Origin of the sequence: Eikenella sp. Marseille-P7795, assembly GCF_916618725.1 — a bacterium.
GTDB classification, from domain to species: Bacteria; Pseudomonadota; Gammaproteobacteria; order Burkholderiales; family Neisseriaceae; genus Eikenella; species Eikenella longinqua.
Window position 1 is genome coordinate 1 of the sequence record NZ_CAKAJZ010000006.1, and the last position, 12,286, is coordinate 12,286.

At 58.0% G+C, this 12,286-nt stretch carries 7 protein-coding genes and 1 pseudogene; 5 read left to right on the forward strand and 3 right to left on the reverse strand.

Translation table 11 applies throughout. The features are described from left to right. Together LG371_RS08985 and trpB are read left to right on the forward strand one after the other, a co-directional pair. A pseudogene (locus LG371_RS08985) lies at window positions 1-202 on the forward strand (EamA/RhaT family transporter); the annotation flags it as partial. A 233-nt stretch (window positions 203-435) separates the two neighbouring features. After that, window positions 436-1,638: a tryptophan synthase subunit beta gene (gene trpB, locus LG371_RS08990; RefSeq protein WP_225748318.1), complete on the forward strand. Its 1,203-nt coding sequence runs from the start codon at window positions 436-438 to the stop codon at window positions 1,636-1,638. 177 nt (window positions 1,639-1,815) lie between these two features. Here trpB and LG371_RS08995 read toward each other — a convergent pair whose 3' ends face one another. After that, the gene (locus LG371_RS08995; RefSeq protein ID WP_225748319.1) at window positions 1,816-2,631 is read right to left on the reverse strand and encodes a factor H binding family protein; all 816 of its coding nucleotides are present in this window, start codon (window positions 2,629-2,631) and stop codon (window positions 1,816-1,818) included. A 400-nt stretch (window positions 2,632-3,031) separates the two neighbouring features. On the opposite strand from LG371_RS08995, the gene LG371_RS09000 reads away from it, so the two are divergent. Further along, window positions 3,032-4,471 carry a surface lipoprotein assembly modifier gene (locus LG371_RS09000; protein WP_225748320.1) on the forward strand — a complete coding sequence of 480 codons (1,440 nt, stop codon included), beginning with the start codon at window positions 3,032-3,034 and terminating at the stop codon, window positions 4,469-4,471. 294 nt (window positions 4,472-4,765) lie between these two features. Further along, window positions 4,766-6,208 (forward strand): aldehyde dehydrogenase, encoded by a 1,443-nt coding sequence (gene aldA, locus LG371_RS09005; protein ID WP_067593224.1) that lies wholly within the window; start codon window positions 4,766-4,768, stop codon window positions 6,206-6,208. Between the two features lie 54 nt (window positions 6,209-6,262). On the opposite strand, the gene hrpA is transcribed toward aldA, so the two are convergent. Together hrpA and LG371_RS09015 are read right to left on the reverse strand one after the other, a co-directional pair. Continuing rightward, window positions 6,263-10,630 carry an ATP-dependent RNA helicase HrpA gene (hrpA, locus tag LG371_RS09010; RefSeq protein WP_225748321.1) on the reverse strand — a complete coding sequence of 1,456 codons (4,368 nt, stop codon included), beginning with the start codon at window positions 10,628-10,630 and terminating at the stop codon, window positions 6,263-6,265. 312 nt (window positions 10,631-10,942) lie between these two features. Continuing rightward, entirely contained in the window at window positions 10,943-11,815 is an 873-nt protein-coding gene (locus LG371_RS09015; protein ID WP_225748322.1) for a lysophospholipid acyltransferase family protein, read from the reverse strand. 147 nt (window positions 11,816-11,962) lie between these two features. On the opposite strand from LG371_RS09015, the gene LG371_RS09020 reads away from it, so the two are divergent. After that, window positions 11,963-12,247: a hypothetical protein gene (locus LG371_RS09020; RefSeq protein ID WP_156503539.1), complete on the forward strand. Its 285-nt coding sequence runs from the start codon at window positions 11,963-11,965 to the stop codon at window positions 12,245-12,247. Window positions 12,248-12,286: the final 39 nt, after the last annotated feature.

The window sequence follows — 12,286 nt, forward strand, 5'->3', positions numbered from 1 at the left end:
GTTGTGGGCGATGTGTGTGGCGGCGGTGGCGGTGAGTGCGCCGTTTTATGTGTGGGAGGGGTTGGAGAAGGGCTTCCGGCTGCCGCCGTGGCAGGCTTGGCTGCTGTTGCTGTATGTGGCGGTGTTTATTGCGATTTTGTCGAAGCTGTTTTATATGGAGAGCGTGATTGCGATTGGCGCGGGCAGGGCGGCTATGTGCTGACGGCGCTGTTGCTGGTGGCGGCGGGGATTGGGGCTTCGGAGTGGGGTGCGGCGAAACGGCAAGTTGGGGCTTCGGGCTTGGGTTCGGGCAGATAGCGGGTTAGAATGCACCTCTTCCCTACCGGCGGTGAGGCTACCTGAAAAAAGCTGAAGCAGGTTTCCAAGGGAAGCCGAATCCGTTTTCAGGTAGCCTCAAGGCATTGATCAGCCAAATTATTTTACAAAGGACTCCCCATGCAAAACTACCACGCGCCCGATGAAAAAGGCTTTTTCGGCGAGCACGGCGGCGTATATGTTTCCGAAACCCTGATTCCCGCCCTGCAAGAGCTGGCCGCCGCCTACCAGGCAGCCAAGAAAGACCCGGCCTTCTGGGCGGAATTCCACAACGATTTGCAGCACTATGTCGGCCGCCCCAGCCCCGTTTACCACGCCGCGCGTTTGTCCGAGCATTTGGGCGGCGCGCAAATCTGGTTGAAGCGCGAAGACCTGAACCACACCGGCGCGCACAAGGTAAATAACACCATCGGCCAAGCCCTGCTTGCCCGCCGCATGGGCAAAAAGCGCGTGATTGCCGAAACCGGCGCGGGTCAGCACGGCGTGGCTTCCGCCACCGTGGCCGCCCGCTTCGGCATGGAATGCCATGTTTATATGGGTGCGGACGACATCATCCGCCAAGCGCCGAACGTGTTTAGAATGAAGCTCTTGGGCGCAAACGTGGTCAGCGTGGACAACGGCAGCCGCACGCTGAAAGACGCGATGAACGAAGCCATGCGCGAATGGGTCGCCCGCGTGGATGACACCTTCTACATCATCGGCACCGCCGCAGGCCCCGCGCCGTATCCCGAAATGGTGCGCGATTTCCAATGCGTGATCGGCAACGAAGCCAAGGCGCAAATGCAGGAAGCCATCGGCCGCCAGCCCGATGTGGCCGTGGCCTGCGTGGGCGGCGGCAGCAACGCCATCGGCCTGTTCCACCCGTATATCGAAGAAGCGGGCGTGCGCCTCATCGGCGTGGAAGCGGGCGGCTTGGGGGTGGACACGCCGAGCCACGCCGCGCCGATCAGCAGCCGCGCGCCTGTTGGCGTGCTGCACGGTTTCCGCAGCTACCTGATGCAGAGCGAAGACGGCCAGGTGCTCGGCACGCATTCCGTCTCCGCAGGGCTGGACTATCCCGGCATCGGCCCGGAACACAGCCATCTGGCCGACATCGGCCGCGTGGAATACCAAGCCGCCAACGACGATGCTGCGCTGGAAGCCTTTGATTTGCTGTGTCAATACGAAGGCGTCATCCCCGCACTGGAAAGCGCGCACGCTATGGCTTGGGCGGTGCAAAACGCGCCGAAGATGGGAAAAGACCAAGTGATTTTGGTGAACCTCTCCGGGCGCGGCGATAAGGACATCAATACTGTGGCGAAGCTGAAGGGGATTGAGCTGTGAGTTTTCAGGTAGCCTTTGGGGCTACCTGAAAAATGCTGGCGGAGAATAAACCGCTGTTTGGATGCAGAAAGGCTACCTGAATTTTAGCTTCGCAGAAACTTCACTGCGTTGCGTTTTCAGGTAGCCTTTCTTTTGCCAGATAATGCCAGATAGATTAAGCGTTAGGGGCTTGGGAAATCAGTTGGTTCGGCTGCCGGCAAAACCGATATCGTGCTTTTGGTCGTCAGTGAAATTGTAGGCTTTGCCGGCGATTTCCGCGCCGTTCGGGCCGTAGATGTTGAGCTCATAGTGGCCGGAGCCTTTGTTGGCGGAATCGGCTATGCCGCGAATGCCCACGCCGGAGCTCAGATTGCCTTCGCGCAGATTGATGTCGCCGAAGCCGCGCAGGCCGGTGATGGAGCCGGAGCCTCTCTGGGTGCCAAAATTGATGTTGTAGTTCAGCCTGCCGTGCGGCTCGCCGTTGCCGTGCCGGTCATCTAGGCCGGAGAAGGCGTGGCCTTGGTAGTTGATGATGCCGCTGGTGGGCAGTTGGGCAACGGGCGTGGCATCGCCTTGGATGCTTCGGATTCTGAACTCGTTGAGCTGGTTGGGTAGTTGGTTGCCGTGGTCGTCATAGCGGTGCTGAATGCTGGTGCCGACTACGGCGGTGTAGGCACGCTTGTATATGCCTAACTGACCATCCTCAAAGGCTCTGGTGCCGTTGTCTGTTTTCAGCACATAGGTGAAATCAGAGAGGCGATTTTGGAAGTTGTAGCCGATATCGAGGCTGCTGCCGTTGCGATAAGTGTGCCCGTTGATATCGATGGTATCGGCCGTTTGGCCGTTGGTATGTAGGATGCCGTTACGGGCATCGTTAGTAACGGTGATGCTGCGTTTGCCACCAGGCTTGGGCGTGAACGGATCCGTCAACGCCAGAGCCAACCCGCCACCTGCGCCGCAGCCGCCGAGCGTAAAGGCGGCCAGTGCAATGTAAAGGGCATGATGCTTTCTCATAACAAGTTCCTTTCGTTCTTTGCAGAAGACTGCTGTTGAGACAGTTATAGTATATCAGTGGAAATAATAAGAATTCTGATGAATATCAAATTGCTAGTTTTGTGATTAGTAAAGAATAAATGTTAGCTTTTGCAAGCAATATTTCGTGATTTTATACAAATAAAATTGGCATTTTATATAAATTAAAATTGCTGGCAGCAAGGCTAAGTTTGTGGACAATCAGTAAAAATTCGCCTGCATTGCTCACAATAAACCCATAAAGCAAGCGACGATTTGTCTAAAATAGATTCTTTTCTTAATTTTACAAACGTTAGAACAGGTTGGGCGGGAGGCGGTTGGTATGAGCGGAATCGGCTATAATCCGCCCGTTTTAAGATTTGTTGCCAAGGAAAGCTGTTTGATGAGCATAAAAAGAAAGTATGGCTGGGGCGTGTGTTTGCTGGCGCTGCCTTTTCAGGTAGCCCTAGCCGCGCCGCCGGAAGCCGAGCCGGATACTGGCTTCGACATCACGCCGGTGGCCGCGCCCAAGGCGGAGAGCCCGCCCGCGCCCGCTGCGCCGAAAGACGGCCGGCTCAATATGAGCCGCGAGGAGCTGCTGCGCCAGCCCGAGCTGCTGCAACAGGCCTTGAGCTATGCCGTGCTCACCAACAACAGTGAAGGCGTGGCGCTGCTGCTGCCGATTTATTTGGAAACGCCCGAGCCGCACGATGCGCTGCTGGTGGCGCTGGCGCAGGCGATTGTGGCGCGTGCGGAAGGCGATTACCACCGCGCCATCAGCCTCTACCGCGCCGCGCTGGATGCCCATCCTGATATGCCGCCCGTGCGGCTGGTGCTGGCGCAGGCCTTGTTTGAAAACATGGCGGATAAAGACGCACGGCAGGAAATCGAGCGCTTCCAGCAAACGCCCGGCCTAGCGCCGGAGCTGAAGCAGCTCGGCGACCAATATCTGCAAGCGCTGGACAAGCGCGACAGATGGTCGTTTTACGGCTCGGTGAACTATGTGCGCGACAGCAATGTGAACAACTCCAACAACCGCAAAGGCGCAGCCTGGAGTCGTGTGGACACGCCCGAATCGGCGCAAGGTCTCGCCTACCGCGCCGGTGCTTCGCGCGATTGGAATCTGCACGGCAACCTTTATTGGCGGCTCGCTTTCAATCATTACGGCTGGTACTACTGGGACAACCACAAATATGATTTCCATGTTGCCCGTGTTGCCGCCGGCCCGGCCTACAAAACCGCCCGTGCCGAGGTTTCCGTTATGCCTTATTTCGAACGCCAATGGGCGGGAACCGATTATGCCCGGCATCAAACGCGCAAGTATTTGCGGGAAACGGGTGTGCGCACCGAATGGCAGTATTGGCTCACACCGCGGCATAAAGTATTGACTGCCTTGGAGCTGGGCGGGCAGAAGTACGATATCCGAGACCGGCTCGACGGCGACAGCTATGCCGCTTCCGGCACCTGGCTCTACGTGCGCAAATCCACCCAATATTTCACCTTCGGCGTGGACTGGTCGCGCAAGCTGGCAGAGCGAAGCCCGGCAGAATCGTATACCCGCAAGGGGATTCGCGCCGGCTGGACGCAGCAGTGGGGCTGGGGCTTGACCACTTCGGCCTCGTTCGGCGGCGGGCTTCGCGATTATGATGCGCCCTGGTGGGGCGGCTCGGCTCCTCGGCAAGACCGCGAATTGAATGCCAGCGTGCTGGTGTCGCACCGTAAAATCCAGTTTGCCGGCATCACGCCGCAACTGGTGGGGATATGGCAGCGTACCAACAGCAACAACCCTCTGTTCTCCTTCAGCAAAGGCAATGTATTCATCCAGCTTGGGCGGTCGTTTTGATGACGGCATGAACGGCTGATTGGATAAGCGTGCAAAAGGCTACCTGAAAAATCTTCGGCAGATTTTCAGGTAGCCTTAATCGTTTGCCGAGTCGGCAAATAATATAGCGAATCAAATTAGCTTTTGATGCCAGGCAGCGAGCCGCAGGCAGTACAGGAGTACGGCAAGGCAAGCTAACGCCGTAGCGAAAGTTAAGTTGGTTCGCTATAGCAAAATATACTTGCCGTCCATCCCCCGCAGGCATAAACTGAACCTGCCGACATTTGGCATAAAAACAAATTAAAGGAGAGCAAAATGAAACAATTATCCATGTATATCGACGGCCGTTTTGAAACCGGTTTTCAAGGCGAATGGCGCGATGTATTGAATCCGTCCACCGAAGAAGTCATCGCCCGCGAACCCAAAGGCAGCAGGGAAGACGTTGACCGCGCCGTCGCCGCCGCCCGCAAAGCGCAACCCGCATGGGAACGCCTGCCCGCCGTCGAGCGCGGCGCATACTTGCGCAAAATCGCCCAAGGCATACGCGAACGCGCCGACGAGTTGACCGACACCATCGTTGCCGAAGGCGGCAAAACCAAAGACCTCGCGCGCGTAGAAGTCATGTTCACCGCCGACTATCTCGATTACCAAGCCGAATGGGCGCGCCGTTACGAAGGCGAAATCATCCAAAGCGACCGCCCGCGCGAAAATATCCTGCTCTTCAAACGCCCGCTCGGCGTCATTGCCGGCATCCTGCCGTGGAACTTCCCCTTCTTCCTCATCGCCCGCAAAATGGGCCCCGCCTTGGTAACGGGCAACACCATCGTCGTCAAACCCAGCAGCGTTACCCCGATAAACTGCCACATCTTCGCCGAAATCGTGGAGAGCGTCGGACTGCCCGCCGGCGTGTTCAACGTCGTCAACGGCCCCGGCGCGGAAATCGGCAACGCCCTGTCCGCCCATCCCCAAGTCGATATGGTCAGCCTCACCGGTTCCGTCGAAGCAGGACGGCAAGTCATGGAAGCCGCCTCCGCCAACATCACCAAAGTCTCGCTCGAACTCGGCGGCAAAGCCCCCGCCATCGTCCTGAAAGACGCCGATTTGGACTTGGCAGTCAAATCCATCCTCACCTCCCGCGTCGGCAACACCGGACAAATCTGCAACTGTGCCGAGCGCGTTTACGTCCACAGCAGCCTGAAAGACACATTTATCGAAAAAATGACCGCCGCCATGAAAAGCGTACGCTACGGCAACCCCGCCGAAGCCGAAGCAGGCGCGCTGGAAATGGGCCCGCTGATTGAAGAACGCGCCGTCAAAGCCGTAGCCGAAAAAGTCGAACGCGCCGTCAAACAAGGCGCAACCCTCGTCTGCGGCGGCAAACGCGCCCAAGGACGCGGCTACTTCTTCGAACCGACCCTGCTGACCGACACCGACAACAGCATGGACATCATGAAAGAAGAAACCTTCGGCCCCGTCCTGCCCGTCGCCACCTTCGACACCCTCGACCAAGCCGTCGCCCTGGCAAACGACTGCGAATTCGGACTGACCAGCTCCGTTTACACCACCAACCTCAACGAAGCCTTCTACATCACCCGCCGCCTGCAATTCGGCGAAACCTACATCAACCGCGAAAACTTTGAAGCCATGCAAGGCTTCCACGCCGGCTGGAAAAAATCCGGCATCGGCGGCGCAGACGGCAAACACGGCTTGGAAGAATACCTGCAAACCCAAGTCGTCTATCTGGAAACCGATATTTAATTAGGAAGATTGCTTAGTTGGAAGGCTACCTGAAAAATTTCAGGTAGCCTTCACTCATTTCAACCCTTCCCACACCTTCCCCAACCTTTTCACCGACACCGGATACGGTGTCTTCAATTCCTGCGCAAACAGCGATACCCTCAATTCTTCAATCATCCATTTAAACGCGGCGAGGTCGTCTGAAACGGGTTGTCCTTGTTTCACCAAGCCGTCGGTTTTTTCCTGCCACATTTGTTCCAGCTCCTGAATATCGGCTTCGCAGGCTGCGTCGCGGGCGGGGTTGCTGCTGTATTTTTCGAGGCGCAGGGTCATGGCTTTGAGGTAGATGGGGAGGCGCGGCCATTGTGCCCACGGGGTGCGGGTGGCGAAGCCTGCGGCGAGCAGGGTTTGCAGGCGTTGGCGCAATAAGTGCGTCAGCGGGTGTTTGCCGAGTTTGCCATTGAGTTCGGCGTAGGCGGCGGCGGTTTCCTGCAGGTAGCGGCTGAGGGCTTCTTTGACGGCGGGCAGGCGGCTGCGGGCGCGTTTGATTTGTTCTTTGAAGGCTTTTTCATTGCGCGGCAGCTCGTCTTCGCCGATAAAGGCGCGGTCGCAGACGGCTTGGGTGAGGTCGTCGCGCAGGGTGTCGGCGTTGATGTGTTTGAGCAGCATGGCGGCTTGGGTGAAGCCTTGGATGCCTTTGTTCAGGTCTTTAACTTGTTCTTTCAGTTGTAGCTTCATGAGTTCGATTACGCCTAATCTGTGGGCTTGTTCGGTGGCGGCGGACGTGTCGAACAGGCGCAGGGCGATTCTGCCGTCTTTTTCTTTTTGCAGGCCGAGGTAGCCGGTGAGCTGTTGTTTGCCGCGGGCGAATTTGATGGATTCGGGCAGGGTGCCGATGTCCCATGCGGTAACGTTGTTGCGCTCGAATTCTTGGGTGTTGTCGCGGAAGGTGGTGGCGGCGGCTTTGCCAAGTTGTTGTTGGATTTGGATTAAATCGCGCCCCATGGCTAATTCTTGCCCGCCGTCGTCGATGATGCGGAGGTTGAAATAGCAGTGTTCGGGCAGTCTGAACGCGGCCCATTCGTCTTGGTTGATTTGCTCCAGTATGCGGATGTCACCTGCGGTTTTGGCGATGGCTTGGGCGAGCTGGGGCAGGATGGGGGCGTTGCGGTCGGGGTTTTGGCTTAGAAATTGGGTGATGAATTCGGGCACGGGCACGCAGATGCGGCGGACTTTTTTGGGCAGTGCTTTGATTTGTAGCTGGATTTTTTCGCGTATCATGCCGGGCACGAGCCATTCGAGGGCGGCGGGGCTGATGCGGTTGAGCACGGTGAGCGGCAGGGTGAGGGTAACGCCGTCGAGCGGGTGGTGCGGCTCGAAGCGGTAGCTGAGTTTGAATTTGCCGTCTGCGGTTTGCCAGTGTTTGGGGAATTGTTCTTCGGTAATGTGCGCGGCGGCGTGCTGCATGAGGTCGTCGCGGCTGAGGAACAGCAGGCGCGGGTTGTCGCGCTCGGCGGTTTTGAGCCAGGCTTGGAAGGTGCGGATGTCGGCGAGGGGGAGGGGTTTCAGACGGCCTTTTGGGGGTGCAGGCTGCTTTTTGGGTTTGGGGTCGTCTGAAACATTTTGTAGGGTGTGTGAACTCGGTTCACGCACGCGGTTGTCCGTATCTTTGGAATCCGCGTGCGTGGCTTGTGCCACATACCCTACATTGTGCAGGCTGCCTGAAACTGTTGAGGCTGCGGTACTCTGTTCCCTCTCCTGAGGGAGAGGGTTAGAGAGAGGGCTTGCTGAGGTTGCGGAAAAGTTGGTTTGTGCGGCAATTGTTTTGCCCTCTCCCCAGCCCGCCCCCGCGGGGGAGGGGGTAGTTTGCTGGGAATTTTCAGGTAGCCTTTTTGAGCGCAGGCTGCTTTCGGTGTGCAGGCTGCCTGAAACCGCGTCCGCCGTATAAAAATCGGGCAGCCGTTCGTTATAAAACGCAAACAGGGCTTCGTCATCGACCAATACGTCCTGCCGACGCGATTTGTGTTCGAGTTCGGTAATTTCCTTAATCAGTTTTTTGTTGTGGGCAAAAAAGTCCGCTTTCAAATCGCATTCCTGCGCCACCAGCGCGCTGCGGATAAAGATTTCGCGGGCTTCTTCGGGGGCGATTTTGCCGTAGGACACGGGGCGGCGCGGCAGGACGGTCAGGCCGTAGAGCGTAACCCGCTCGCTGGCGACGACTTCGCCGCGTTTTTGTTCCCAGTGCGGCTCGAAATAATGGTAGCGGACGAGGTGCGGTGCTTCCTGCTCGATCCGTTCGGGCTGAATGGCGGCCACGTCGCGGGCATAAAGTTTTGTCGTTTCAACGAGTTCTGCCGCCATCACCCATTTAGGCTTCGCCTTGAACAGGGCGGAGGCGGGGAACAGGTGGAAGCGGCTGCCGCGCGCGCCGGTGTAGTCGTTGCCGTCGGGCGATTTCATGCCGACGTTGGCAATCAAACCGGTGAGCAGGGCGCGGTGGATTTGTTCGTAGCCCGCTTCTTTGGCGGCGCGGACTTGGGCGCGGTGTTGCTTCTTATCCAGTTGTTTTTGTTTGAGTTTGGCGGACAGGTCTTGGTCGCCTTGGCTTTCAGACGACGTCAGTTGTTTGACTTCGGGAGGCTGTCTGAAAGCGGCTTCCTTAGTGGTCAAACCCATTTCAATCGCGGTTTGGGCAAGCTGGTGGTGCAGCTCGCGCCATTCGCGCATCCGTAGGTGCGACAGGAAATATTGGCGGCACCACTGCACCAACTGCTTGTTGGACAAGCCTTTGTCGCGCTCGCGCTGGAAGCTGTCCCAAATGTTCAGATAGGCAAGGAAATCGGACTGCTTGTCGGTAAAACGCTCGTGCGCCTTGGTGGCGGCATCGCGCGCTTCCAGTGGCCGCTCGCGCGGGTCTTGAATCGACAGCGCGGACGCAATCACCAATATTTCCGACATACAGTCGTGTTTCTTCGCCGCCAACAAAATTCGCGCGATTTTCGGGTCGATGGGCAGACGCGCCATTTGTTCGCCGAGGCGGGTCAGTCCGTTGTGTTCGTTAACCGCCCCCAATTCCAACAACACCTGAAACCCATCATTGATATACCGAGAATCGGGCATTTCCAAAAACGGGAATGCCGCCACGTCGCCGAGTTTCAACGCTGCCATGCGCAGGATGACGGCGGCGAGGTTGCTGCGGATGATTTCGGGGTCGGTGAATTCGGTGCGGCTGTTGAAATCTTCTTCTGAAAACAATCGGATACACACGCCTGCAGAGATGCGTCCGCAGCGGCCGGAGCGTTGGCGGGCGGCGGCTTGGGAGATTTTTTCTACATGAAGCTGCTCGACTTTGGCGCGGGCGGAATAGCGTTTGACGCGTGCCAAACCGGTGTCGATGACGTATTTGATGCCGGGGACGGTGAGCGAGGTTTCGGCGACGTTGGTTGCCAAGACGATGCGGCGTTTTGCGCCTGAGGGGTGGAAGATTTTGTGCTGTTCGGCGTGCGACAGGCGGGCGAACAGGGGCAGGATTTCGTCGTTGCGGCGCAGTGTGGATTTGCGCAGGGCTTCGGCGGCTTCGCGGATTTCGCGTTCGCCGGGCAGGAAGACGAGAATGTCGCCCTCGCCGTATCGCGCCAGTTCGTCGGCGGCATCGACAATCGCGTCGGTCAGTTCGATTTCGGCATCGTCTTCGTTTTTCTCGTGCAGCGGGCGGTAGAGGATTTCGACGGGGTAGGTGCGCCCGCTCACTTCCAGCACGGGCGCGCCGTTGAAGTGTTGGGAAAAGCGTTCTGCGTCTATGGTGGCTGATGTGATGATGACTTTCAAGTCGGGGCGGCGCGGCAGGAGCTGTTTCAGGTAGCCCAAGAGGAAGTCGATGTTCAGGCTGCGTTCGTGCGCTTCGTCGATGATAATCGTGTCGTAGGCGGCGAGGTAGCGGTCGGTCTGGGTTTCCGCCAGCAGGATGCCGTCGGTCATCAGCTTGACGCTGGCTTCGCGCGAGGTGTGGTCGGTAAAGCGCACTTTATAGCCGACCGCGCTGCCGATTTCCGATTTCAGCTCTTCGGCAATCCGCTCTGCCACCGAGCGCGCGGCCAAACGGCGCGGCTGGGTATGCCCGATTAGCCCCGCCGCCCCGCGTCCGAGTTCCAAACAAATCTTGGGCAACTGCGTGGTTTTGCCTGAACCGGTTTCGCCGCAAATAATCGTTACCTGATTCTCGGCAATGGCTTTTTTGATTTCTTCGAGCTTCTCGTGAACGGGCAGGGTGTTGTCGAATTCGGGTTTGGGCAGGGCTGCCAAACGCTTCAAAAAGATTTCGTGCGATTTTCGGTATTTTTCTTCGACTTTGGACAAGCCGCCGTATTTGTTGGGGTTTTTGAAGGCGGATTGCAGGAAGTGGCGGTCTTTGGAGAGGGTTTGGGAGAAGTCGGGACGGGGCATGGCGCTGGAGAAAATCTGAGGGAAAACAAAGGGTGTGATTATAGCAAAAAGCGATGGTTTGGTTGGCGGCGGGATGGGGAGTGAAAGGCTACCTGAAAGTGCGGCTTCAACGGAGTTAAAACGATGTTTGGGCGTAGCCCAAGCTGAGTTTCTGCGGAGCTAAAAAAATGTTTTGCAAAGAAAGATTGAGTTCTTTGGAGCCAAATTTTCAGGTAGCCTCTAAATGGCATGGCTGCGGATAAAGGCTACCTGAAAAACGGGATGGGTGGTTTTCAGGTAGCCTTTGGTTTGCCTAGAGGTGATGCTGCTTAATTACTCCTGCGGCGGCAGGGGGGCGCCGGCGGGGTGTTTGTAGCGGTTGTAGGCGAAGAGGTATTGATCGGGGAAGCGGCGTACCCAGCTTTCCACGTTGCGGTTGATGATTTCGGCGTCGTGGGCTTTGTTGCCGTTGAAGCTGCCGGCCACGGGCTCGATGTGCAGGGCGAAGCCGCGGTTTTCAGGTAGCCTGATGCCGGCGAAGAAGAGGGGGCGCACGTTTTTCACTTGGGCGAGGCGGCCGGCGAGGGTCATGGTGTAGGCAGGGCGGCCAAAGAAGGGCGCCCATACGCCGTCGCCGTGTTCGTCAGGCACGTGGTCGGGCAAAACGATGGTGGCTTCGCCTTGGCGCAGGGCTTGGATGATTTGCTTCACGCCTTGCAGGGAGGTGGGGGCGGTGCGGCCTTTGTCGCGCACGCGGCCGGCCTGCATGATGTCGTCTAAAATTTTGATTTTTGGCGGCTTATACATGGCGGTGAGGGGGAAGGGCAGGCGGTGGCTGATGTAGCGGCCGGCGAGGTCGTAGTTGCCGATGTGGGGGGTGATGAGCAGCAGGCCTTCGCCGGCATCGAGGGCGGCTTGGATGTGCTCCCAGCCGTGGGTTTCGGCGAATAGGGCGGCCACTTGCTCGGGGGAGCGGAAGAAGGCGAGTGGCAGTTCGAGCGCGCCTTTGGCGGTTTCGCGAAACACGGCGCGGACGTGCTCGGCATCGGCGGGCAGGCCGGCGGTGTGCAGGTGGTTGCGGATGCGTTCGCGGTCGGCGCGGGCGAAATGGTAGAGCAGGCTGCCGGCGAAGTTGGCGAGGCAGTGCAGCACGGAGAGGGGCAGGGCGGCGAGGCGGCGGAAGAGGAAGAAGGCGAGGGTGCGCATGGCTGGGCTGTGGGCAAGGGACTTGGGCGGTATTGTAATGGAAAACGGGGCGGGCAAGCCAACGGCGGGCGTTGGCGCGGCTGAAATGCGGCGGCGGTGCAGGGGTGGAAGGCGGAATGTGATTTTTAGCTTCGCAGAAACTCAGCCTTGGTTTTTCAGGTAGCCTTTATGCGGGGAAGAGGCTACCTGAAAAATGGAGGCTTGTGTTTTGACTGGGTGGAAATGTGGATTTCATTTCGTGCAGGCTTCGTTTCTATTGCGCTGAAGCCGGCGTTTAGTTTCGCTGAAGCTCACGTTTTAGCTTCGCTGAAGCTGGCGCTTTCAGGTAGCCAGTATGCGGGGTGCGCATCAGAGGTCATTCACTATTTTGCTTTGGCAGCACGGGGCAAACGGCGGGGCTTCGTGCTTGCCTCACTGCGGGCGCGGGGGTAAACTCAAAGCGCTTTTTCACGCCGGCGCGGCAGATGTCCG

Coding starts and splice junctions, on each gene's coding strand:
- LG371_RS09015 (WP_225748322.1), bottom strand. CDS start 11,815: ATGCGCACCCTCGCCTTCTTCCTCTTCCGCCGCCTCGCCGCCCTGCCC.
- LG371_RS09000 (WP_225748320.1), top strand. CDS start 3,032: ATGAGCATAAAAAGAAAGTATGGCTGGGGCGTGTGTTTGCTGGCGCTG.
- hrpA (WP_225748321.1), bottom strand. CDS start 10,630: ATGCCCCGTCCCGACTTCTCCCAAACCCTCTCCAAAGACCGCCACTTC.
- trpB (WP_225748318.1), top strand. CDS start 436: ATGCAAAACTACCACGCGCCCGATGAAAAAGGCTTTTTCGGCGAGCAC.
- LG371_RS08995 (WP_225748319.1), bottom strand. CDS start 2,631: ATGAGAAAGCATCATGCCCTTTACATTGCACTGGCCGCCTTTACGCTC.
- aldA (WP_067593224.1), top strand. CDS start 4,766: ATGAAACAATTATCCATGTATATCGACGGCCGTTTTGAAACCGGTTTT.